General features: G+C 55.4%; 23 protein-coding genes and 4 pseudogenes. 6 read left to right on the top strand and 21 right to left on the bottom strand.

Features of this window, described 5'->3' with window-relative positions; genetic code table 11:
- Window positions 1–641: 641 nt before the first annotated feature.
- The 7 genes and pseudogenes from FIV08_RS15325 to FIV08_RS15355 form a co-directional block, all read right to left on the bottom strand.
- Complete coding sequence (locus tag FIV08_RS15325) at window positions 642–1,436, bottom strand: ABC transporter ATP-binding protein (RefSeq protein ID WP_228715436.1); 795 nt, start codon at window positions 1,434–1,436, stop codon at window positions 642–644.
- Between the two features lie 9 nt (window positions 1,437–1,445).
- The gene (locus FIV08_RS15330) at window positions 1,446–1,934 is read right to left on the bottom strand and encodes an outer membrane lipoprotein-sorting protein (protein ID WP_227510252.1); all 489 of its coding nucleotides are present in this window, start codon (window positions 1,932–1,934) and stop codon (window positions 1,446–1,448) included.
- Between the two features lie 137 nt (window positions 1,935–2,071).
- The gene (locus FIV08_RS15335; protein ID WP_058091917.1) at window positions 2,072–2,530 is read right to left on the bottom strand and encodes a hypothetical protein; all 459 of its coding nucleotides are present in this window, start codon (window positions 2,528–2,530) and stop codon (window positions 2,072–2,074) included.
- Window positions 2,531–2,597: 67 nt separating this feature from the next.
- A pseudogene (locus tag FIV08_RS15340) lies at window positions 2,598–2,906 on the bottom strand (methyltransferase family protein); the annotation flags it as partial.
- 423 nt (window positions 2,907–3,329) lie between these two features.
- Window positions 3,330–3,689 carry a hypothetical protein gene (locus tag FIV08_RS15345; protein ID WP_058091916.1) on the bottom strand — a complete coding sequence of 120 codons (360 nt, stop codon included), beginning with the start codon at window positions 3,687–3,689 and terminating at the stop codon, window positions 3,330–3,332.
- Window positions 3,680–4,513: a hypothetical protein gene (locus tag FIV08_RS15350; protein WP_058091915.1), complete on the bottom strand. Its 834-nt coding sequence runs from the start codon at window positions 4,511–4,513 to the stop codon at window positions 3,680–3,682. Before FIV08_RS15350 ends, FIV08_RS15345 begins: the two co-directional genes overlap by 10 nt.
- Before the next feature lie 15 nt (window positions 4,514–4,528).
- Window positions 4,529–5,551, bottom strand: a complete 1,023-nt coding sequence (locus FIV08_RS15355) for a carboxypeptidase-like regulatory domain-containing protein (RefSeq protein WP_058091914.1) — start codon at window positions 5,549–5,551, stop codon at window positions 4,529–4,531.
- A gap of 566 nt (window positions 5,552–6,117) precedes the next feature.
- Between FIV08_RS15355 and FIV08_RS15365 the strand changes: the two are divergent.
- A pseudogene (locus FIV08_RS15365) lies at window positions 6,118–7,068 on the top strand (IS630 family transposase); the annotation flags it as partial.
- A 98-nt stretch (window positions 7,069–7,166) separates the two neighbouring features.
- On the opposite strand, the pseudogene FIV08_RS19845 reads toward FIV08_RS15365, so the two are convergent.
- The 11 genes and pseudogenes from FIV08_RS19845 to FIV08_RS15415 all read right to left on the bottom strand — a co-directional run.
- Window positions 7,167–7,349: pseudogene (locus tag FIV08_RS19845) on the bottom strand (isoprenylcysteine carboxylmethyltransferase family protein); the annotation flags it as partial.
- A complete protein-coding gene (locus tag FIV08_RS15375) occupies window positions 7,339–7,545 on the bottom strand; it encodes a DUF2933 domain-containing protein (RefSeq protein WP_058091913.1) in 207 nt (68 codons plus the stop codon). The gene FIV08_RS15375 and the pseudogene FIV08_RS19845, both read right to left, overlap by 11 nt.
- A 131-nt stretch (window positions 7,546–7,676) precedes the next feature.
- The gene (locus FIV08_RS15380; RefSeq protein ID WP_267313109.1) at window positions 7,677–8,384 is read right to left on the bottom strand and encodes a DMT family transporter; all 708 of its coding nucleotides are present in this window, start codon (window positions 8,382–8,384) and stop codon (window positions 7,677–7,679) included.
- A 67-nt stretch (window positions 8,385–8,451) separates the two neighbouring features.
- A pseudogene (locus tag FIV08_RS19910) lies at window positions 8,452–8,583 on the bottom strand (EamA/RhaT family transporter); the annotation flags it as partial.
- Between the two features lie 33 nt (window positions 8,584–8,616).
- The gene (locus FIV08_RS15385; protein WP_152438967.1) at window positions 8,617–11,124 is read right to left on the bottom strand and encodes a heavy metal translocating P-type ATPase; all 2,508 of its coding nucleotides are present in this window, start codon (window positions 11,122–11,124) and stop codon (window positions 8,617–8,619) included.
- Window positions 11,124–11,351, bottom strand: a complete 228-nt coding sequence (locus tag FIV08_RS15390; protein WP_058091911.1) for a hypothetical protein — start codon at window positions 11,349–11,351, stop codon at window positions 11,124–11,126. Before FIV08_RS15390 ends, FIV08_RS15385 begins: the two co-directional genes overlap by 1 nt.
- A 30-nt stretch (window positions 11,352–11,381) precedes the next feature.
- A complete protein-coding gene (locus FIV08_RS15395) occupies window positions 11,382–12,734 on the bottom strand; it encodes an APC family permease (RefSeq protein ID WP_152438968.1) in 1,353 nt (450 codons plus the stop codon).
- An 11-nt stretch (window positions 12,735–12,745) separates the two neighbouring features.
- Entirely contained in the window at window positions 12,746–13,099 is a 354-nt protein-coding gene (locus FIV08_RS15400; protein WP_058091910.1) for a hypothetical protein, read from the bottom strand.
- Between the two features lie 157 nt (window positions 13,100–13,256).
- Window positions 13,257–13,994 (bottom strand): copper resistance protein B, encoded by a 738-nt coding sequence (locus FIV08_RS15405; protein WP_083557511.1) that lies wholly within the window; start codon window positions 13,992–13,994, stop codon window positions 13,257–13,259.
- The gene (locus FIV08_RS15410) at window positions 13,991–15,754 is read right to left on the bottom strand and encodes a copper resistance system multicopper oxidase (RefSeq protein ID WP_152438969.1); all 1,764 of its coding nucleotides are present in this window, start codon (window positions 15,752–15,754) and stop codon (window positions 13,991–13,993) included. Before FIV08_RS15410 ends, FIV08_RS15405 begins: the two co-directional genes overlap by 4 nt.
- Window positions 15,755–15,767: 13 nt before the next feature.
- Complete coding sequence (locus tag FIV08_RS15415; protein ID WP_152438970.1) at window positions 15,768–16,310, bottom strand: cupredoxin domain-containing protein; 543 nt, start codon at window positions 16,308–16,310, stop codon at window positions 15,768–15,770.
- 205 nt (window positions 16,311–16,515) lie between these two features.
- On the opposite strand from FIV08_RS15415, the gene FIV08_RS15420 reads away from it, so the two are divergent.
- The 4 genes from FIV08_RS15420 (at window position 16,516) to FIV08_RS15435 (ending at window position 19,687) form a co-directional block, all read left to right on the top strand.
- Complete coding sequence (locus FIV08_RS15420; RefSeq protein WP_152438971.1) at window positions 16,516–17,184, top strand: response regulator transcription factor; 669 nt, start codon at window positions 16,516–16,518, stop codon at window positions 17,182–17,184.
- Window positions 17,168–18,508: a sensor histidine kinase gene (locus FIV08_RS15425; RefSeq protein ID WP_152438972.1), complete on the top strand. Its 1,341-nt coding sequence runs from the start codon at window positions 17,168–17,170 to the stop codon at window positions 18,506–18,508. The genes FIV08_RS15420 and FIV08_RS15425 overlap by 17 nt, the downstream gene beginning before the upstream one ends.
- Before the next feature lie 12 nt (window positions 18,509–18,520).
- Window positions 18,521–18,970, top strand: a complete 450-nt coding sequence (gene cadR, locus FIV08_RS15430) for a Cd(II)/Pb(II)-responsive transcriptional regulator (RefSeq protein ID WP_152438973.1) — start codon at window positions 18,521–18,523, stop codon at window positions 18,968–18,970.
- Between the two features lie 75 nt (window positions 18,971–19,045).
- Window positions 19,046–19,687 carry a cation diffusion facilitator family transporter gene (locus tag FIV08_RS15435; protein WP_152438974.1) on the top strand — a complete coding sequence of 214 codons (642 nt, stop codon included), beginning with the start codon at window positions 19,046–19,048 and terminating at the stop codon, window positions 19,685–19,687.
- 5 nt (window positions 19,688–19,692) lie between these two features.
- On the opposite strand, the gene FIV08_RS15440 is transcribed toward FIV08_RS15435, so the two are convergent.
- A complete protein-coding gene (locus FIV08_RS15440; RefSeq protein WP_152438975.1) occupies window positions 19,693–20,178 on the bottom strand; it encodes a DUF6174 domain-containing protein in 486 nt (161 codons plus the stop codon).
- Entirely contained in the window at window positions 20,151–21,794 is a 1,644-nt protein-coding gene (locus FIV08_RS15445) for a M12 family metallo-peptidase (RefSeq protein ID WP_228715437.1), read from the bottom strand. Before FIV08_RS15445 ends, FIV08_RS15440 begins: the two co-directional genes overlap by 28 nt.
- 113 nt (window positions 21,795–21,907) lie before the next feature.
- On the opposite strand from FIV08_RS15445, the gene rrtA reads away from it, so the two are divergent.
- On the top strand, window positions 21,908–22,489 hold the full coding sequence (rrtA, locus tag FIV08_RS15450; RefSeq protein WP_172972286.1) for a rhombosortase: 582 nt from the start codon (window positions 21,908–21,910) through the stop codon (window positions 22,487–22,489).
- Here rrtA and FIV08_RS15455 read toward each other — a convergent pair.
- Window positions 22,452–23,375 carry an AEC family transporter gene (locus FIV08_RS15455; RefSeq protein ID WP_152438977.1) on the bottom strand — a complete coding sequence of 308 codons (924 nt, stop codon included), beginning with the start codon at window positions 23,373–23,375 and terminating at the stop codon, window positions 22,452–22,454. The genes rrtA and FIV08_RS15455 overlap by 38 nt on opposite strands.
- Window positions 23,376–23,452 lie beyond the last annotated feature (77 nt).

The raw sequence follows: 23,452 nt of genomic DNA on the forward strand, positions 1-23,452 counted from the left end.
ATCCGTGAAACTTCGTCCTCCTGCAGGCCGCCCAGTGTTCGGGCTGTATTGATATCGATGAATGCATACTCTGTGTCGAACAGGTCACTGCCGGTGCGGTAGATGCCGCGAATGGTCTGGGCGCTGGAGGCAAGATCTCCACCAGCCAGCCCAGGACCTCCACATTGCGTTCCTGCAGCTGCTTCCGCAGGCTTCCAACCACCGCTTCGAGCTGGTCAGAGTCCTCTACGCGGGCCGCAATCTCGGTAAACCGACCTTCAAAGGCATACAGCGTCTGGGCGGATGCCAGGGGCATCTGGGCTACAAATCCATCAATACGTTTGATGCCGGTTTCGAAAACACCCACCACCTCGAACCGGTCTGCGCCAATGGAGCCGTCCGCTGCCTGAACCACCAGCACCAGCTCATCTCCCGGGGAGGTACTCAGGGCACTGGCGGCGTCCACGCCCATAACGATCTCATTGTCCCCCTCCAGATAGCGCCCGTGGATGATCGACCGATCAAGCCGGGTTACCTGCGGCTCTGTTGTGCTGTCGACCCCCATCACCTGCAAGGCCCGTGACTGGTCGGCATGGCTGGCCAGCGCATTGCCCGTCACCCTGGGCGTGGTCGCTGCGACACCGGTTACGGAGGACATTTCCTCAGCAAGGTTCCAATGCTCGGCAACGGCAATGTTCATTTCCCGGTCGTCGTGAAATCCGCGCTGGTGCACTTTCAGGTCGCCGGTTACATAACCGGTCATGTTGTTGATCATCTGGGCATTGATGCCATCGATAAAAGCCCAGAGAAACACCAGACCTCCGACGCGCTCGCTCCATCACCATCGGATCGTGGGTGGAAAACACAAAGGTAATACCGCGCTCCGAGTTCAGACCCCGCATCAGGTCCAGCAGGGCCGCACCGGTCGCGGAGTCGAGATTGGCGGTTGGCTCATTGGCCAGGACAATCGCAGGCTTACTGACGATGGCCCTGGCCACCGCGACACGTTGTTGCTGGCCGCCGGAGAGTTCATGGGGCAGACGCTGTTCCATCCCCTGCAGCCCGACCTCCGCGAGAATGCGCCGGGCCTCGGCCCGTCGTTCCCGAAACGGAATGCCGCGAAGCATCAGCACGTACTCCACATTCTCCTGAGCCGACAGCACACCGATGAGGTTGTACTCCTGGAATACAAAGCCAATTTCCCAAAGTCGCAGAATGGTGCGTTGCTTGCGGCTGAGCCCGGTGATTTCCTCACCCGCCACCTGAATGCGCCCCGTATCCGGTTCATCCAGGGCCCCGATCTGGTTTAACAGGGTCGTCTTGCCCGAACCCGATGGCCCCACCAGCGTTGTGAACTCACCGGGCTCGATCGCCACGGATACATCGTTCAGCGCCTTGACGGCGATGGAATCCTGCTGATAAATCCGCGACACATGCTGGACATTGACGATGCTCATAGCGGAGCCTCATTCCGGGTTGCGCAGGCGACGCAATGAGAAAAGCGCCTCGTCTACAGGAATATCGAATTCAATGGATTCAATGTGGATGATCGTTCGGGACACGGGAATAGCGTCCGCGCGGATCTCGAATTCAAGCTGGCTCCAGACCACCGGCGCGTCGGGCCGTGGTGTTGAGACGACCCGGTACACCGGCACCTCGCCTGAATCATCGACCCCGGCAACCTCATGGGTGTAGTCGTCGACAAAGGAGCTATCCTTGACCAGATCATCATTGCTGAAGTTGGACCCCATCCATGGCTGCAGCATCATTGACGGCGGGATCTTGATCGTGCGATCAACTTTGGGAAGGTAATTCCACATGGCATCGCCGATTCTCAGCGAGCCAACGCCAGCCTCTTTTTTCGGTGAGTGAATCCGGATCAAGGTGTGATCGGGCCGATTCATCCAGGCTTCCAACTGCAGCTCCCGAGTCCAGTAGTCACTCTCGATACGCATGGTGGAGCGGCCGTGACTACTGTCTGACCAAAGCAACTGCTCCATGCGTTCAATTAAAGAAACCGCCGAAGTCGTGCTCGCCAGAAGAGGGGCAGAAAACAAAACAATTAGAAGAAAGCAGGAAAGCCTGTAATGAATCACAGATCGTCCATCCGTCCTATTTGCCGGGCCAGGCGCATAGACTCGTTCGTTTCCATCTCCAGTAGTCCTTCCAGCAACTCTCGAGCTTCCGGGATTTCCGCTTTACCCAAAAGATTCTTGTACAGATTCATGACTTGCTCATGGAAATCCATAACCTCGCGGTAGATTCCCTGGAAATCCAGTTTGGCGTATGGCTCGTCGCAGGTGCGGTGTGTTTCTATCGGATTGTGTCTGAGGTAGTCATAGACCCGTGTTTCCAGTGTGTTACTGGCACTCTGACCCTCAAACTCTTCGACGATCCGTGCAAGTTCCGATTCGTGAGATGCAAGATACTCCAGTAACACTCCTGCCCTTTCCTCCTCATGCCGCGTGGCGCAGTGCCCGAGACACTGGGCCAGATGCGTGTGCAGGTCTCGGGTCCACTCGATCAACTCACCAAAGCTTTTGATATCCATGATGGCTTACTCTCCTTAAGTTGAACGCACGTCGTTGCGATGCCAATTCAGCGCCCTGGCCATGAAGCTAAATCCGTTGTCGAAAATCCCGGAAACTTGGGATAAACCGTGGTGTTTTAGCCGCATAGTCGCGCCACGCCTCCCCAAACTCTTTCTCGATATCTTTCTCCTCATGAATGGACAAACGTGAGTACATCCATAGGAGTACCGGAAACATTGCCAGGGTAAGCAGCGTCGGCCATTGCAGGAGAAAGCCAAACATGATCAGTGCAAACCCGACATATTGCGGATGACGAACCCAGGCATAAAGCCCACTGGTGGCGAGTTTGCTCTCTTTCTGAGCGGTGTACAGTGTGCGCCAACCGGCCGCGATCAGATGTAGGATCGTAAAAAAGTTGGTAACTAAAAGTCTCTCCAGGGGGCGTATTTTCCCCTCAGAACCGATGCGATGGAAATAAAGTCGGTAACTTTGAGGTAGGTTTAACTAGAATGGCTGCCCCCTGCATAATAATAAAGTCAGTAACTATTAAAAGCCTGACTGGCACCAAATTCCAATCCTATTCCGTTTTTGCCTCTCAGCTGAGTCTTATTGCTCGCCTCCGTTCCTTTCCATCATGAAGGCATGTTCCACGTGTGATCCATAGCTGAAGGGCTGAAGGAAATATTGGGGATGACGCATTTGAGTGACTTATGTCTGCACGAGTGTCTCCAAAGATCTAGTGGTTTGATCTCAACCTTTCAAAAATCTTTGGAACTGCAAGTGGAGTTCGGGGGCAGAAATTGCCCCCGTTTAAAGTTTCTATCTCGTTTTTACCAGATAGGGTTCTATTGCGGCTTTTAGCTCTGGTGATGGAGCCTTGATTACCAGCTTCTCCATTGGGAGTTCGTGAACGACCATTAGCGATAACGCTTGATGGTCAAGAACGTGGATCGTTACTCGGTTACCCAGGTTATCCTTCGTCGCGGTGGCCAATTGGTTTCTTCCACTTGGTGTGAGTTTCAGCCAAAGTGTTCCTTCCGAAAGAACGGCTGCCTCAATCGCGTCCCCAGTCAAATTGATTGTGACCGCATCGCTCTCTTGAGCATGTGCTTGCTGCGACTGAGTACTACAAGCCGATCCGATAATGACGAGAGTCAAAACAAACAGTCTTAGAAGCATGGATTGGGTGGCATCCCGTCAGTCCAGGTAGATTCGATGCCATATGAAACTATGAATGCATCGGAATTGGTCGATACCTCAAAATTCCATCCCATAGGCTCGTCCCCACCGTTTACAAAAGTGAAGGTGACGCTCTGCTGAGGCAGAATAATCGACTCCTTCGTTTGTCCAAGCGGGTCAGTATCCTTGACAGATATTGTCGTGCCAAGAAGGTTCTGGTTAGTGAATGTCAGTTTAACCGCCTGGCCAAATGATCCACTGATCGTAGCATCGCCGGTCAATGCACCACCTTGTCCTTCGACGGGCACAAATTGCTCTGTACGGAGGACCTGCACGGCGTCCACGGCCAGGGCCGAGTCTACGATCGTATCCCCTACATCCTGTACTTCATACGCTAGCTGTACCGTCGTGCCTACCAGCCCGGAAAGATCCGTGTTGTAATTGATCTCAGGCGTAGCCCCGTTATACCCAAGCAGACCTGATGACCAGGTAGAACTGTTGACGTTTCCGTTCGCTATGATTTCGACCTTACCGGGCGCAGTTAAACGTGCGAGATAAGTGTCATTATACTCTGTACCGTAGTATTGCGGCCACTCGTTAGAAAGAAACCGAAGACGGCCAGAGACTTGCTCGTAAGCAGGTGGAACAACAAACGCCTGACTCAAGGTACCCTTTGCTGATTGCGAGCCAGCATTGCTGACAACAGCCGCTTGGGTTACCGGACAGCCAGCTGCAGCTGCGCTTTGCGCACCGGCGAGAAGCATCACTGCTGTGCAAGGGATCACGACGCTTAACTTTGGCGCCACTTTCTTCATGATATCCATATTACTCAATCTCCCTTAGTTGCCTGAGTCCGGTGTGGTGAAAACAAGGTTTCGGTCAATGAGGGTGACTGAGCCTTCCGTAGACCATCCTTCTAGGCCATTCTCGAAATTGCTATTCAGGAACTCGGCATTTACAGTCTGAGGCGCAGTTATTGTCAGGTTGCGCGTGATCTGGGAGGAGTAACTCGACAGGACTCCAGTGGTGGATCCGCTAGCACCAGTATCGTTTTTGAAGCCAACGAGAATCAGAGTTCCATCTCCATGGACATTCGTCAGTGCAAAAGATCCATCGCTTGACGAGATTGTTGAGTATTTTCGGTCAGTATCGGGAAAGATAGCTGTTACCAGAGCGGCGGGAGCAGGCAGCCCAGATTCATCATAAACAGTTCCGTAGATGGCACTGCTACCTGCGGGGTCAACAGTAACGAGTACAGAAGATGTGTTTTCGGTTTCAAGCAAACTGCCTTGAGCGCTGCCTGTTCTTCCATCCTGAGTTGTTACGTCTACAACGTAAACTCCAGCTTCCGTTAGATCTGAGATTGAAAACAGACCATTGCTATCGGTGGTGGCTGTGAACGTAGATCCCGACTCGATAAAGCTAACGTTAACGATTGCGCCGCCGATAGGTGCCTTATCGTTGAAGCCGAACACACCGCCATTTATAGCCAATGTCTCTGGTTCAAAGTTACCAGAAATAATGGAAACGACTCTCTCGGCTTCAGATATCAATGCAGCCGCGTAACTCTCCCCAATAAATTTTCCGCTTCTCTTACTAACGCCTGCGATATATTTTTCCAGCTCTTGAATCGCCTTATCGTCAGCCTCTTTTGCGTAGTGCTTTTCAGCATTAGCAACACGGTGGCAGAGCCCAGTTTGAGGGGGATTCCCCACGGCTGGGTCTAACGTCATTGTTGCAAGCTGACGAAAAGGTTCTGGAAGAGTCTCACAAGCAGCAGTTCCGTTGTTGCTCGCATGTGTCTGGATGGATATGAGTGCAATGGATAATAAAGACGCGAATAAGACAAATAGTCTTAGCATTTAAAGCCTCCGTGTTTTCGTTTAGTCCCTAACGGCTACCACCTTCTGAAAGGCGTTGAAGCAGTGCCGTCGTGGGTAAAATACTAGGAGAGGATTTCAGCTTCTGTGTAACAGTGCGTACTTATAAAGTTATTTTTTGTCGAGCCGACTCCAAAGGCATACCAGCATCGAATCCCATGAAGCGGCATTCGTTGATCCGGTTACTCTCTTCATTTTTTGATGAGCGGTTTGACCAAGCGGACACCGGAAACGAGTTACCAACTCTATTAGTAAGTTACCAACTTTATTATGTTGTTACCGACTTTATTACGATCCCACATCAGATAAAATCCACCCGCAATGAAAGCGGTACTCAGCAAATGGAATGGCCCGAAGTGGGGAGAACCCTGCCACCCAAACAACATTTCCAGTAAATGCCCGCTGTCATGGGAAAACCAGTCAACATCTGGGTAGCTGCTTTGTAACCAGCCCGCAAGGAAGTAAATAGTTACTAATGGGTTCGAAAGTAAGCGAACATCATTTATAATGTAGGCTCCGTTCGCCAAGCTTATCGGATATTTACACACATGCGCCACGATGACGGTCGTAAACTTGATCACAAAACATTAGAAGCCATTCGCGTTCGCGCCGTTCAACGGGTCATGGATGGCGAGAGTCCAGAAGTCGTCATCAAAGCGCTGGGGATGAGCCGAGCACGAATCTATGAATGGCTGGCTGCCTACCGCGAGGGTGGCTTTGACGCGCTCAAGGCCAAGCAGATTTCCGGTCGTCCCAAGAAACTGAGCGGTGCTCAGATCCGGGAGCTGTATATCTGGATAACGACCTTTACGCCGGACCAGTTGAAGTTTGATTTTGCCCTGTGGACTCGGGGCCGAGTGCGTGAGCTCATCCGGCAAAAGTTCAACGTCCGGTTAAGCGATGTCTCGGTCGGTCGTCTGCTTCGAAACCTGGGGCTGACGCCTCAGAAACCCCTGCATCGGGCCTACCAGCAAAAGCCAGAGGCCGTGAAACAATGGAAAGAAGAGACCTACCCGGAAATTCGCAAGGAAGCAAAAAAAGTCGGCGCCACCATCTATTTCGGCGATGAAGCCAGCATTCGGTCTGATTATCACAGTGGCACCACCTGGGCACCCAGGGGTGAAACTCCGATCATCCGTAATACGGGCAGTCGCTTCAGCATCAATCTGATCTCGGCCATCTCGCCTCGCGGCGAGCTTCGCTTTAAGACCATTCAGGGCAACATGAACACCGATGCGTTTCTTGGTTTCCTCAAGGCTCTGGTGCAAGACGTTGACAAGCCGGTTTTCCTGATCCTCGATAACCACCCGGTTCATCATGCTCGTCGGGTTCGAGACTATGTTGAGAGTCTCGACGGCAAGCTCAGGTTGTTCTTCCTGCCGCCGTACTCGCCGGAGCTGAATCCTGACGAGTCTGTTTGGGGCTATATCAAATACCATCACGTCGGTAAAAAGATCATTAACAGCAAAGAACAACTTCGGAGCACTGTTTACCGGCAGCTTCGACGTTTGCAAAAATTGCCACGACTATTGAAATCGTTTTTTGGCCATCCGGATTTGGCTTATATCTCCGGGCAATGTTCGCTTACTTTATTTCGAATTAGTAACGGGAAACCGTACATTTCAGTAAACAACGCGACCAGAAACGCACTAAAGGCACCAAACGAGCGCCAGTCGCGCTTAGTTTTAGGCTTGAAAAAGCTGAACGCAAAAAAGATAAAAACAGCAGAGTTCAGGACGACGAGACTCCAGAGCCCGTAGTCAGTTGCTTCATTGCTCATGGTGATCTTCCTTTTTCGGACCATGTTGATGTCCGGAATGGCCTCCGTGCATAAATATATGCATTAGCGGGCACAGCAGGAGAATCAACCACGGCAGTGCGCCGAGAATATGAACCTTGTGCTCGCCCCAAAGGAGAACCAGAGCAATCACACCGAAGAAAGAAAGCGTAATCCAATATCGACGGCTAAATTCCATAACGAATTCTCCTGAAGCTGTGACAAGCAATTTTTACTTACCAGCTCCTAAACCCAAGTGATAAGTCTAGGTAATCACAGAAGTCTGAATTCAAACTGAACACTTCAGTCAGCTTGGAAAAAGAGTTGATCTCAATCAATTCCTGGACGAACTTCGCGCACCCTCCCGCCTTCGCCCGGTGCTTTCATGACGATAATCAGACCAATAATTGTGATACTAATGCCGGTGATTTCCACAACAGTGAAGGTTTCCCCAAACCACAGTAGCCCGATAACAACACCTATGGCCGGCGTAAGAAAGGTAAACGAATTGAGACTGTTCAAAGGAGCGCTTGCCAGCAGGGCATACCACAACACGACCATCAGTGCCGTAGCGGGAATGGACAGCATTAAAGCAGCGGTGGCAAACGACCAGGTCCAGTTAATGTCCATGCCTTCGCCCAGGATGACAGAAGCAAAACCCAGAAAAACTGAACCAATTACAAGCTGAATGCCCATTGACCAGTAGATATCATCGCTGCCGGCCTGGTATTTAAGCAGTACGTTTCCAATGGCAGTACCAACGGCGCCACCAAGAATATAAACCGATCCTATGAATCTGGAGTTACTTACTTCCATGTCAGGCGCTGCGAGCACCACAACACCGATAAAGCCAATGAGTAATCCGGCAAACAGACGCCCGCTCACAACTTCCCTGATGAAAAAATAGGACAACACAGCTGCAAAAAGTGGTTGTGCGTTTGCCAAAACGGTTGCAAGCCCGGGGCCCAATTCTCCGGCTCCGAGAAACATCCCGCCAAGCCCCATACCGGTGTAACTGAAGCCGATAGCCGTCAACACAAAAAACTGTCGGGGGGGAGTATCGGACGCGACCGCCCCTTGCAAGGGCGATCAGAACCAGGCAGATACCCGCCAGCAATGCCCGTAACGCCGCAAAAAGCAAGGGTGGCGCGTCTGGAAGACCCACCACGATAAAGGGAAAGCAGATTGCCCATAACACCGTGACAAGCAACATGCCGACAATTGATCGTATCGACATCAACTGACCCGACGCCAACCACGGTTCACCATGTTAGCGGCGCACTTTATCGTAACGCCGACGCAGCAACATCGAATTACCAATGACGGACAGCGAGCTGGCGGTCATTGCCACCACACCGATCATCGGGTGCAACAGCCCCGCCGCGGCGATAGGAATAGCCGCAGCGTTGTATCCACTGGCCCATAGGAGGTTCTCAACGATCTTTTTGAAGGTCGCACGTGACAACACCATGGCGTCGACAACACCGGACAGTTCTCCACGAACCAGAGTGACGTCAGCAGCTTCGATAGCTACGTCCGCGCCGGCGCCTATGGCAATGCCCACGTTTGCCTGTTTCAGCGCCGGGGCGTCGTTGATGCCGTCACCCACCATGGCGACGTGGTTGCCGTATTTTTCCTGAAGTTCCCGAATGGCGTCCACCTTGCCCTCGGGCAACACGCCGGCACGCACCTCATCAATACCGACTTCTTTGGCCACGGCGTTGGCGGCCCGCTCGTTGTCACCGGTAATCATGACGACGTGCAGCCCTTGCTCGTGCATGGCTTTGATCGCCGCGACGGATTCGTCCTTGAGCGTGTCGGCAACCGCGACAATGCCGCAGGCCTGACCGTCGCGGGCGACAATGACGGCGGTTCTGCCCTTGCCCTCCAGGTCCTGAAGCGCCTGGTCCAGGGCGTCCAGCCCTTGCACACCGCTTTCTTCCAATAGCAGACGGTTACCGATCAGCACCGTCTGACCCGCCACGGTTCCGGACACGCCCCGGGCACCGGTGGACCGGAAGTCAGATACATCACCGGGCTTTACGCCCCGCTCCCGGGCGCCGTCGACGATCGCTCGGGCGATGGGGTGTTCAGAGGCATTCTCTACCGCAGCCGCAAGCTCCAGCAGTTCGGTTTCCGTTATCCCCGAGGCGACGACGGTTTCCGTGAGTTTTGGCTCTCCCCGGGTAATTGTTCCGGTTTTATCCAACACCATGACCTTGATGTCCTTGAAGGTCTGGATAGCCTCTCCCGAGCGAATCAGGATGCCGCGCTCGGCACCAATACCTGACCCCACCATCAGGGCCGTTGGCGTTGCCAGTCCCAGGGCGCACGGGCAGGCAATCACCAACACCGCAATCGCCGCCAGGATCGCCAGCACCGGCGTCGCCGCCGCCGGATCTACCCAGGGCAGGAATCCGGCACCCCATTCAAGGATTGGGCGCAGGGTATCAGCGGCGAACAGCCAGACCACAAGACTGCCCAGGGCAATAACAAGAACCAGCGGCACGAAGCGACCGGTCATGCGGTCAGCAAACTCCTGGATTGGCACCCTGGAGCCCTGAGCCTCGTCGATCAGTTTCACCACCTGGGCCAGGAAGGTATCACCACCAACACGGGTAGCCTTGACTCTCAGGCGACCTTCCTTGTTGATGGTGGCACCAATAACCGTGTCTCCCGTGCTTTTGTATACCGGGACAGACTCGCCAGTGGCAATGGATTCATCCAGATGACTCTCACCATCCACCACTTCACCATCAGTGGGCACCTTGTCACCGGGCCGGACAATCATGATGTCGCCTGGAGCCAAATCCTTCACGGGAATTTCGACCTCTTCCCCTTCCCGTTCCACGCGCGCGGTCTTAGCGCCGAGGGTGAGCAATTTCCGGATGGCCTCCGAGGCCTTGCCCTTGGCTTTTGCTTCCAGGTACCGACCAAGCACATGGAAGGTCATGATGGTGGCAGCCATCTCGATGAAGGAGGTCATCGGATAGACAAAGCCCACCAGGCCAATGATGAACGGTGGCAGGCTGCCCATGGATATCAGCACATCCATGTTGAAGGTGCCGTTCTTCAGGGAGCGCCAGGACGCCTTATGGGTAGCGGCACCGCCGAAGAGAAACACCACGGGGAATGCCAGCACGACGACAATCGCCAGATAGCCCGGGATGGGCTGCCAGAACATATGCGGCATCATCAGCAGCATGATCAGCGTGGTCGGTACCGCAGCAATCCAGAGCCTTCGCAAGGCAAGCTTGAGGTAAGCCTCCTCGACGGCTGAGTCTTCTTCCTGGTTGGTGTCTCCCTCCAGCGCAACAGCGGCAACGTCGTATCCGGCGCCCTCGATCAGCTTCTTCAGCTCCTGCTCTGCAGGACCCGCCGGGCCGACCACCACGCTTACGGTGTGGTTGGCGATATTGGTTGAAATGGTCTGCACGCCGTCGTGTCGCCCAAGTGTGCTTTTGATGATGCCTGCGCAGTGATCAGACCCCATCCCCGGAACAGTCACCTTGAACGTTCTGGTGCCAACCTCTCTGACGGAAGCCACATCGTAGCCAGCCCCCTCCACTGCCTTTCTTACAGCATCTCCGTCAGGGCCAGACGTGAAGGAGCGTACACTCACCCTGTGCCTGGCTATGTTGGTTTGAACATTACTGACTCCGTCCAGGCGACTGATCGTCTTGTTGATAATACCGGCGCAGTGGTCTGATCCCATTCCCGGCACAATCAACTCAAGTTCTCTTTGTCCCTGCGGTGCCTGATTTTTCGCCTTGTCCATCAAGACCTCCCTTCGCCGTCTTTGTTGCTTGGCCAGTCTCCAAACGCAATGATGTACAACAGAATCAGGTTCACTATCGGTATCAATATCAGGATACCCATCCACCCCGGATATCCCGTGCGCTGGCAAATGCGCCAGGCCGGAATGACAACAACGATGGCAATCACCAGCATCCACAGCCAATGCCCTGCCCACATGGTGTGGCCAAACATATTATCTTCCATCATGGTCCTGCCCTCCTCGTTGTATCCTGGTTATTAGTGGTTATGTTCATGAGGCTTCTCATGTCCCGATTGCCGGGAATTCTCAGACTTTTTCAGGAAGATCTGCTCGACTACCGCGATTGCAATCATGGTGACAACTGCCACGCCGATAACGAACGGATCGGTATTCAGTTTGACCCAGACAAAGCCTCCAAGGACGAGCAAATCCAGCAAAATGGCGATAGCTGGCACCCACGCTTTGGCCTGCACATCTTCGCGCAAATAGCGAAGTACGCCCCAATGGATGGCTATGTCCATGATCAGATAGAACACAATGCCCAGCGCCGCGATGCGGGAGAGGTCAAAGAATGCGGTCAGAATCAGCCCCAGAGCTACAGTGTAGACCAGTGTGTGCTTCTGGATGCTACCCGGCATGCCGAAATGCCGGTGAGGAACCAGTTTCATTTCCGTCAGCATCGCGAGCATCCGGGATACCGCGAAAATGCTGGCCAGAATACCTCCGGCGGTAGCCATCATGGCAATGGCAACGGTGAACCAGACAGCGTATTCCCCCAGTGCCGGGCGCGCGGCAGCGGCAAGGGAGTAGTCTCGCGTTTCGATAATTTCAGCCAATGACAGGTTGCTGGCGACAGCAAATCCGACCAGCGTGTAAATCACCACGCAGGCCGCAATGGAAATAACAATGGCGCGCCCCACGTTTCGCTTCGGGTCTTTAACTTCCGAGCCACTGTTGGTGATGGTGGTGAAACCCTTGAAAGCCAGAATCCCGAGCGCAGTAGCTCCCAGAAAATTACCAGCAGCTCCAGCGTCGCCCGGGCTCGAGAAATCGACCGAAATGCTGTCGGCAATCCACAAACCAACCAACCCAAAAATCAATATGCCGCCGATTTTCAGGACCCCGATAAAGGAAGCCACGCCCTGAATCATCCGGTTGCCCTGAAGATTGACAAGAAATGCCACCAGAATCAGTGATACCCCCAAAATGGGAACCATTCCCCCGCTTTCATCGCCTCCGAAAAGCTGCATGGTGTAGGAGCCAAACGTGCGCGCGAGAAAGCTCTGGGCAATCACCATGGAAAAATACATCAGCAAGGCATTAAACGCGGTTGGCAGCCGATTGCCGTAGGCCTTGTGCAAGTACATGCCAATACCGCCCGCAGACGGCCAGGTATTGGAGATTTTAATATAGGAGTAGGCGCTGAAGCTGACAATCACCGCCGCTGCAAGGAACGCGAGCGGGAACAGAGCACCCGTCATTTGTGCCATTTGCCCGGTCAATGCAAAAATACCGGCGCCAATCATGACACCGGTACCCAGCATGACCGTACCCGCCAGCGTGAGGCTGCCTTTTTTGTAGCGAGTGACTCTGTCCTGTTCCTTGCTCATTTAGCCTCCGGTCACTTTTTCATCGGTGGCATTTTCGAACAGCAGACAGGTACATGCTTGGCATTGGCCCGGACGTTTTCATCTGTAAAACGATATCCAGCCAGTTTCCGGCGAGTCCACCACCCGGGCTTCAGGCCGCCGCCATGAGCCCCAATCAACTCAATCAACTCGTCAGTAGAGTAATGTGTGCCATCATAGGTGACATGCAACTGGTTGCCGGATTTGCGCTCGGCAAAATCGACGCCGGGGTTATTGTTGAGCTCTTGGATGAGCTCTTCCCACTGCCGCTCGCCAAGGCCTTGTACTGTCAGTTTCCTGTGCATCAGAAACTGTTCTTGACTGGTTGCTTTGTGTGTTTTTGTCATCGGGCTGCACCTCTACACCAGGTTAATTCCTTTTATTACAGCACCCCAACCTGAACTAAAACTGAAAAGAGACGAAGGATTTCGATGGAACTGACATACATCAAATAGTAGATGGAAAACGGGCTCCAGGAATTCCCGGAGCCCGTTAAAACGGTGATCAGAAGGCCAGTCTCGCCCCAACCACCGCGAACCAGTCTTCGGTACCTCCGCCACTGGCGCGAGCGAAATCGGCTGTGTCGCCGTATTTGCGCTCATGGACCACGCCCACATAAGGTGAGAAAGAGCGGTCGATCAGGTCGTAACTCAGCCTCAAGCCCATCTCGGTGGAGTTTATACCCTTACCCACGCCAATCTCCCGGTCTTCCGAGAACGCCAGCAAGGTTTCGAAGGTGGCAGAGACAATCCAGTAATTAGTGATCAGCAGCTCGTACTCAGCCTCAAAATCCACCGAGGCGTCGCCCTCATCACTGACATACAGGTTGGTGTCGATCTCGAACCAGTAAGGCGCCAGACCGGTCAGCCCGATCACACCGTAGACCCGGTCCGGGCCTTCCGGTGTATCGATGCGAATACCTGCCTTGGCATCCCAGAACTCACTGATCGGAGTCTGGGCCAGAAACTGGTTTTCCAGGGTTTCCCACGCGTTGTGGGCTTCCTCCCACTCCCCCGTGAACTGCCACCGGAATTTCAGCTCGTCACTGCCGTACCAGGCATCGGATTCAATCACCGCCAGCTTTTCATCGGAGTCGCTGTAGCGGTACTCGAATTTTTCGGCACTGACACCCCAGAACGCGTTAACGCTGTTCGCATCAATCGCCTCGTCTGCCAACACGACGGCAGGACCCATCAGTGTCAAAGCAGAAATCCGGGCGAGCCATGGGTTACACGTTCTCATGCGTCACCTCCCTTGGCCTGTGCATCGCCAGAGGCGACTTCTTCATCCGGGCCGCCCTCAACCACAATCTTGCGGAACATACCGGCCGCTGCGTGATAGGAGAGATGGCAATGGAACGCCCACTCACCCGGTGCATCCACCTCGGTTTCCATATACACCGTGGTAGCCGGCGCCACGCTGATCACGTGCTTGATCGGATTCCACTTACCGGCCCCGACATCCAGGATTGACCACATGCCGTGCAAGTGCATCGGGTGCGTCATCATGGTTTCGTTCACAAACTTGAACCGGACCCGCTCTCCGTATTGCAGCACCACTGGGTCAGCATCCTCATACTTAACGCCGTTGATGCTCCACTCGTAACGCTCCATGTTGCCAGTCAGGCGCATTTCGATTTCACGGGTCGGCTCACGCTCTTCATAGAGCGGGCTTTGAGCCCGGAGATCGGAGTAAGACAGAAACTTACCGCCATTACTGGCCGTTGGAAGCAAGCCACTGCCGCTGGCGTAGAAGGGGTCTTCCGGCATTCCAGCACCATGGGCCGAATGATCCATGCCACCCTGACTCATGGAGTCGTGGTTCATGGAACCGTGATCCATGCTGCCGTGGTTCATGCTGCCGTGGTTCATGTTGCTGTGATCCATCGCCCCATCGCTCATATTGCCATGGTCCATACCGCCATGATTCATCGAGCCGTGGTCCATATCGCCATGGTCCATGTGGCCGGCCATATCCGCCATGGTCAGCATCGGCGCTTTGCGCAGTTCCGGCACTTCAGCCACCATGCCCTCGCGGGGTGCCAGCGTGCCACGGGCATAGCCGGAGCGGCCCATGGACTCGGCGAAGATGGTATAGGCCTGCTCGTCACGGATGTGCACAATCACATCGTAGGTTTCTGCCACACCAATCCGGAACTCGTCCACATTCACCGGCTGGACGTTATTGCCATCGGCCTGGACCACCGTCATCTTCAAGCCAGGAATACGAATGTCGAAGTAGGTCATAGCGGAGGAGTTGATAAACCTCAGGCGCACCCGCTCACCGGGCTTGAACAGCCCCGTCCAGTTCTGCTCCGGCCCTTTGCCATTGATCAGTCCGGTGAAGCCCTGCACGTCTTCAATATCCGCTTTCATCATCCGCATCTGGCCCCACATCCTGCGATCACGCAGGGTTGCCATGAAGCCTTGCTCACGGGATTCGGTAAAGAAATCCATCACCGTTTGCTGCTGGCGATTGTAGTAGTCAGGCGACGACTTCAGATTCCGCATGATGCGGTCACCGGAATGCGGGTGCTTGTCGGTCAGCTGCACCACGTACTCGCGGTCATATCGGAACGGCTCCCGACCTTCAGGCTCGATAATGATGGCCCCGTAGGCGCCATTCGGTTCCTGGAAACCGGAGTGGCTGTGGTACCAGTAGGTACCTGCCTGCACCACTGGGAATCGGTAGGTAAAGGTTTCACCCGGCTGGATGCCGGGAAAGCTGATGCCAGGCACACCGTCCTGCTCAAACGGCAGAATCAGGCCGTGCCAGTGTATCGAGGTGGTCTCTTTCAGGTTGTTGGTGACGTTGATCACCACGTCCTCGCCCTCTTTGAACCGGAGGGTCGGGCCAGGCGAGCTGCCGTTGTAGCCAATGCCTTCCTTGACGAAATCGCCGGTATCGATCTTTACCCGGTCAACCGTAAGGTCATACTCCCCTGCCATACCGATGGCTGGCAAACCCAGCGCCAGGGCGACTGCTATCAGTCGTCTCGTCATATCTCTACTCCTGTTACTGTTGGAACCTTACGTCACCGTACATGCCTGCCTGGTAATGGCCGGGCACGTTGCAGGCGAACTCCAGGGTGGTGTCACCGGAAAAACGCCAGATCAGTTCACCGCTCTGGCCCGGCTCCAGCAGTACGCTGTTCGGATCGTCATGCTTCATGGAGTGCCCGCCCCCCATATCCATTTCCATCATCTGGTGGTTGATGGTTCCACCCTGGATAACCCCGTGCTCCACCATCATGACCATTTCTTGCTGATGGGCTTCGTGCATATCGGCCGTTCCGATATTGAACTCGTGCACCAACTGGCCGTGATTTTCCACCACGAAACGCACCACCTCACCTTTCTGAATGTCGATGGTTTCCGGCTCGTAGTAGTTGTCATACATAGCCACCGTGACGGTGCGAGTGGCTTCCGAAGCGTTTGCCGGTTCGCCAATGGCAGCGCCAGAGCCGTGTCCATGCCCGTGGCCATGGGTGCCGGCGCCAAAGGCGGTAGCAGAAAGTGACAAAGCGGCCGCCGCAGTGATGAACTTTGTTATTCTCATCAGAATGTCTCCTGTATTGTGACTGGTGTGAAATGCATGCCGGGAGTGAGCAACATTCCAGTGCAGAGTGAACAGGCGATACCATGGCCCACCAACCTGAATTCTTTCTGAAAAAGCCGATGAATTGCTGTTCAGGCTGAATTCAGGCTACTGCGGCATAGTACTTCGGGGTACAACAGGAACCGCTGCAATCGAGGCGAGTGAGATGAGATTACTGTTGGTAGAGGATGACCGCTTATTGGCTGATGGCCTTTCACGTCAGCTCGAAAAATCAGGCTTCAGTGTCGATATCGCGCGAACAGCGAAAGAGGCTGGCATTCTCGGCTCACAGGAGAGCTATCGCGTGTGTGTGCTGGATCTGGGCCTGCCAGATGGCAATGGTTTAACGGTGCTCAAACAATGGCGCGCTCATCGCATCAATTTTCCAGTGCTGATTCTGACCGCCAGAGGCGATTGGCAAGATAAGGTTGACGGCCTGAAAGCAGGTGCCGATGACTACCTGGCCAAGCCGTTCCAGACGGAAGAACTGGTCGCCCGCCTTAATGCAATTATCCGGCGCGGCGATGGGCGTGTTTCCTCTACCGTTAAAGCTGGCCGGTTTGAGCTGGATGAAAACCGTCAGAGCCTGAAAATGCAGGATGGCACCGAACACTCGCTCACCGGTACCGAGTTCCGCCTGCTCCGATGCCTGATGAACCGTCCGGGGCATGTCTTTTCCAAAGACCAGCTCATGGAACAACTTTATAGCCTGAACGACAACCCCAGTGACAACGTCATCGAAGCCTACATCCGCCGATTGAGGAAACTGGTCGGCACCGAAACCATTGCGACCCGGCGGGGCCAGGGATATCTGTTCAATGATGCCGAACACTAACCCCCTGTCCGTCAGAACCACCCTGCTAACGCTCCTGTTACCATCAGGCATTGTGTTAATGGCACTGGCGTGGGTCGTCCATGGCCTGTTGCTGGACCGCATGTCGCGGGATTTCGTAGAGGGCAGATTGCACGACGAAGTTGCCTTCCTGGAACTACAGGTGCGTCAGTCCAAAGGCCAACTGGACGCCCTGCAGACCGGGGACTATTTCGAGGAAGTTTTCCACCATGCGTTCGCGCTACATTCCCCCACCGTAACCACGGTTTCTCCGGAATCCTGGCGCTCTTTACTGGAGCCGCTGCTGGAGACCGAGCAGCAAGGGAGCATCCGGGTTCAGGGCTCCGGAGCGGCCGGTGCACCATCAGACATCCTTGCTTATCGCCGACAGATCACGGTTGATGGCGTGCCCTATGTCATCATCGTGTCAGAAGACATGGACGCGCTCAGGTCCAGCCAGGCGGAGTTACACGCATGGACGGCCATCGTATCGATTCTGCTCATTCTGTTACTGGTTGCCGTCATCTGGGTTGGTATCGCCCTTGCCCTGAGGCCAGTGGCCTCGCTGCAGTCTGCGCTGACACAACTGCAGGGCGGCACCATTTCACGCATTGATGTTCGGGCGCCAGAAGAATTCCGTCCCCTGGTAAACCAACTGAACCAGCTGCTGGATTCGCTGGATCAGCGCCTGGAGCGCTCCCGGGACGCCCTGGCCAACCTTTCTCACAGTGTTAAAACCCCCATTGCTGCGGTCCGTCAGATACTTGAGGACGACAGCCGCCCCCTGGATACAGCCTTAAGGGACGAAATGGCGCGTCGGCTCGGTGACATCGACAAACAGCTTGAAACCGAGATGCGCCGGAGTCAGTTTGCCGGGCCTCAGGTCGGAAAAAGTGCGTTACCCGTCAAGCAGGCCAGGGATTTGTTGTGGATGCTGGGCCGCTTGCACCCGGAAAAATCGTTTGAGCTGACGACTGATTTAACAGACGAACACCGTTGGCCGGTTGAAGAGCATGACCTGAATGAAGTGTTCGGCAACCTGCTCGATAATGCCGGCAAATGGGCCACCCACAGCATAGAGCTGTCACTCGGTGAGTCAGCGAACACCGTGAGGATGGTTGTGACCGATGATGGCCCGGGGGTCGCTGCGGAAAACCTGTATCACCTTGGTAGCCGGGGGCTCAGGCTGGATGAGCAAACACCCGGCCATGGTCTGGGGCTGGCCATTGTCCGGGATATCGTGCAGCGATATGGCGGCCGGGTAAACTTCAGCGATGGCGCAAAAGGTGGCTTGAGCGTTGAAGTAGAGCTGCCGCGAAAGTCATAGAGGGGCCAAAGTATGATGATCGGTGAACTGTCAAAGACAACGGGCCTTGCGGTTGAAACCATTCGCTACTACGAAAAAATCGGCCTGATGCCCGAGCCAGGCCGCAATGCCAGCGGCTATCGCCAATACCGGCGCGATCATCTCGATCGATTGCTGTTCATCAAACGCTGTCGCAATCTGGATATGACCCAGGACGAAATCCGGGAACTGATCCAGCTTACCAACCAGCCCGAGGCGGACTGCGGCGAGGTAGATGCCTTGCTTGCCAGACACCTGAACCATGTACGGGAGCGTCTCGCGGAACTGACCCGGTTGGAGAAGACGCTGGAACGACTGCAAAAGGCCTGCTCTCGGGGGAGAACAGTCAGCGAATGCGGGATTCTGGATGGTCTTAACTCAGAAATCGGCCAACTTGAAGATAACCACCATGCTAACCACGTTCCCGGCACCCATGGAAAATAATCTCAACTGAATAGTTGACCCTGTAGCAACTTCAGGGTTTTCAATAGAGACAACCTGATTCAAAGGAGGTCTCTGATGGCATGCAGCTGTTCCGCACCGAACCCCCAAGGCCCGGCTCCGGGCTTTCGCAAAGCGCTCTGGATTGCCCTGTGGGTGAATCTTGCCATGTTCTTCGTGGAAGGCCTGGCAAGCCTTCAGTCCGGCTCCGTAGCACTCATGGCGGATGCCATCGACTTCTTCGGCGACAGTGCCAACTATCTTTTGTCCCTGAGTGTTCTCAGCATGGGCATGCTCTGGCGAGGGCGGGCCGCATTGGTCAAAGGGTTGACCATGGCCACCTTTGGGCTTGTGGTCTGGGGCCGCGCCATTTGGGTGCTGCAAAGTGGAGCAACGCCGGAGCCACTGACCATGGGGCTGGTCGGGTTACTGGCCCTGGCGGCCAATGTGGGTGTCGCCGTTATGCTGTTCAAGTTCCGGGAAGGTGATTCCGATATGCGCTCTGTCTGGCTCTGCAGCCGTAACGATGCCATCGGCAATCTGGCGGTAATGGGCGCAGCACTGGGGGTGTTCGGCACCGGATCCGCCTGGCCGGATCTGATTGTGGCGGGCATTATGGGCACCCTGGCCCTGACCGCAGGTATCAGCGTGGTTCGCCATGCCCGGTCAGACATCGCCAATGCCCGAGCTGCAAACCGGCTGGTCGCCCAGGAAAACTGAGGCGATCAGTAGGCCTGGAAGTCGGTCAGCCGGTAGGAAAATTCATCATCGGCGATGAACGGGCTGTAGTCGACTTCCAGCGATGCCGGAAAGCCATAGTGCGGATCGTATTCCACCACCAGTTTGTCGGCGCTGCCCCGGGCCTGCTCTATCAGATCCAGCAAACCCTCGATGGTGAGCCTGCGCTCATCCAGAATATCCGGGTGGTTGAGGGGTTGCTCCAGTCCCTCAATGTCGATCACCTTGCCTTCCCTGACCGTCACACGCATCGGTTGCAGTAGGTCCGGCGGGCAGAAACAGGTTTGTTCGATCGTGACCTCGTAGCCCTTTACGCCCTGGGACTGCCAGAGGGCCCTGGCCTCTTCAATAGTGCTAGCCGGGCCCACGTCTGTGTCTTTACCCGCACCTGCGCAACCCGTCAGCAGCAAGGATAGAACGACTGCACCAAATACCGGAGCCTGTTTCACACTGCCCTCCTGCGCTGACGCCATTTCAGGGCGCCTGCTGCGGCAGCCATAACCAACCAGCCAAGCCCGACACTGCCACCACCGCTACCGCCTCCGGAGTCCACTGAGGTGTTATTACCTGTCTGATCCGGGTCGGCACGAACGATTGTGCCGCCGTCGCCCGTTTGCTCACCGCCGCTATCCGGCTCTGATTCAGTGGCTGGTTCCACGGTAAATCGGCTCTCCAGCCGATTATTCTCCGGGCGGACATCCAGCACCTCGCCATTCAGGCTGATGAGGGCTACCCTCTGGGCAATAACCAGCTCCTCACCGGTGCCGGACACGCCCTGAACAACCAAGGCCATGTCGCTGGTACCGGGAATAATGTCTTTGCAAAGGTAGGTGCTTCCGTCCGTTTCACAGGCAGCGCCATCAATGGTCACCAGTTCAAACGCCGCGCCTTCGCCATCGATCTCACCGGAGACTTCCAGCCAATCCGCAGATTGGGAGGCTTGCTCGTAGGCCACCTCAAAGTAGGCAACGAAATTCTCGGCGGCAGCCAAAGCCTCAGGATTAGATTCGCCCTCAGCCAGGGAGACATCCGCCGGGAAATTGAAGCACTGGTCCAGGGAGGTGCGGTTGTTGATGGTGGATATAAAGCTGGATTCTGAGCAGGAAGAAAAACTCGTGGCGTTCTTATTGGCCCAGGAGCTCATGATGTAGCCGCCCTCACAACTGTTGCCGTCGCCGTCATGACCAGAACCCAGGTTGTGTCCAAGTTCATGGGCCACCACCACAGCGGTCAGCACATTCGAGTCAAAGGCATTGGTCACCCCGGTGCCATAGCCATGGGCACTGCACAAGGTTCCGACCCAGGCCAGACCAGCCGTAGAGCCATCGAAGTCTCGGCCACTGATCAGGTGAAACAATGCCCTCTCGTTTTGCTGAAAAGGCAGGCTACCATCGGCAACCTTGGCTCGAACATCATTCAGGAGATCACTGGCGCTGGTTGAGGTCGTGAACACTTCCGACTGCAGAAACGTCATGCTAAGGGTATCCAGCCCAATGCCCAGTTGCTCGAAATAGAACCCCTCCACCATGTTCAGAATACTGAGCGCACGGTCCTCGTAATCGCCCGGGAACCGGTCCTGAAACTGCCTATCAAACGCCACTTCCAGCTCCAGCAGCAGGCAGGCACCGGCCACCCGGTTCTCGCACAGGCTGTCGTAACTGGCAGACACCGCCTGCGCCATCATTGGCGACATGATCGAATCCGGGGAAATTTCGGCTTCGGTGTGGGCATGGTCCAGGCCACACTGGGGAACGCTCTGGAAGCTGAAACTCTGATTCGCCAGCTGATTGCGGGCAGAGTCGCCGCCAACCGAATGCATTCGCCCGAATACATAGGCCAGCCCCTCCCAACCGCCGTCGAGGCGCGAGACCCGTACCCAACTTTCCGGGTCTTCGGCCACCTGTCCCCGGTAGTGATGCCCTTTGGTCTGTTGCGCCAGGGCCGAGGCCAGCCGTTCATTGCTGGTCAAGGCAACATCGTAGCTCTGGCCATCAATCCACAGTTGCAGTGAATCGGTTGATTCTGCGTTGGCCGGCAAGGCCATCAGCAGGAGCACCATGGTGGTCATCAAACGGAACTTACGTATCACGGGGAGGATCCCTTTCTGTTCAGACTTCAAGATTTCGCGCAAACTAGAGACAGTAGAACCGGGAGGCCAGCCAGTTACCGTAACGGTCTGTATTTATGAGGAGTGTGTCCCACTTGGGGTATCGAACGGTTAACAAGCCCGCGCTGGCACTGATGGCCCTGCTGGCCATTCTGTGCCTTGCGCCGGCCAGCAGCCTTGAGTGGCGGCCAGACCTTGCTCATTCCGGCGAATGGTGGCGACTGGTCACCGGCCATCTGGTTCATTTGAACGGTTGGCACCTGGTGCTCAACCTTGCGGGGCTTGCCCTGGTGCTGGCCCTCTACCCACGCTTTCTGCCACTACTAACCCTGTCCATCGCCCTGATCTGGCTGGCAATTTTTATTTCCCTGGGGCTTCTGTTACTGCTGCCGGAGCTGCCCGGCTACCGGGGCTTTTCCGGCTGCCTGCACGGGCTGGCGGCGCTCCTTGCTGTCCGTAGTTTTAGGGAAGATTGGGTGTTGTCGGCCAGCATTCTTGTCTTGCTGGCCGGCAAACTGGTGATGGAGTCTGCCGGGCTGGGCCTTGCCGATACCGCCAACTTCATCGGGGGGCCGCTGGTCTGGCAGGCTCATGCGCTGGGTTTCGCTGGCGGGATAGTATTTGCTGGCCTGGGCTTGCTTACGCTCCGAACGCCAAGGCAATCATCACCGGAATAAAGCCGAGCGCAAACAGCGTACTGAGCAATGTGGTGCCTGCCGCCTGCCGGGGCGCGGCATCCAGCAGGGTCGCGATCACGACCGTGTTCGCGGCAATCGGGGTGATGGAAATCAGGAAAATGGCCTGGTGCACCGCCAGGTCGTAGATGCCCAGCAGATGGGCATCCAGCCACCAGAACGCCAGCGCCAGCAAAGGCCAGCTGACGAACTTACCAAAGAAGGCCAGGCCGGTGAACGCCGGATTGCCGGCCAGGCCCCGGAAACTCAGTATGCCCATGCCGATGATCATCATGCCCAGAATACTGTAGGCGCCGCGCAGGTTATCGAACAACGGCACGAACGCCTCCGGAATCGACACCCCCAACAGATTCAACGCCACTGCTGCGACAAACGCATACACCGACGGCAGTCTCGCCACCCGCACCAGTGCATCGCGAATGCTGTACTTGCCCCTTGCCGCCAGATAGAAGCCTACCGAATTCTCAAACAGCGTGGTGCCCAGCATGCACACGATATAGAGGGCCAGCCCCTGCTCTCCGAACAACAGCAAAGCCACAGGAATACCGAAGTAACCCGTGTTGCCGGTACCCACCGATAACGGGATAACAGGTGCACTGCCATCGGTCAGTAGTTTGCGAGCAATGGCCAGGTGAATCAGGGCAATCAAGGTGCAGAAACCGAATACCAGGGCGGGCAACAGAATGACCTGGGGCGTCAGCGGTGCCGCCATGACGCCTGAGAACACTACCGAGGGTGTCACGATGTAAAGCATGATCCCAGCGATATGTTTTCCACTGGCCTCCAGATAGCGCCCGGCAACCCAGCCGAGAGCAACGGTGACATACAGGGGAAGGAGTTTGATAAACAAAGCCAGCGCGGCCGCCATGGCGCCTCCAAAAGACGATTTTTTTACCTCAAGCGCAGCAGTCTACCACCTACCCATGAAGAGGTAACTCCCCGGCG

The sequence above is a fragment of the Marinobacter sp. THAF197a genome (assembly GCF_009363275.1).
Lineage (GTDB): Bacteria > Pseudomonadota > Gammaproteobacteria > Pseudomonadales > Oleiphilaceae > Marinobacter.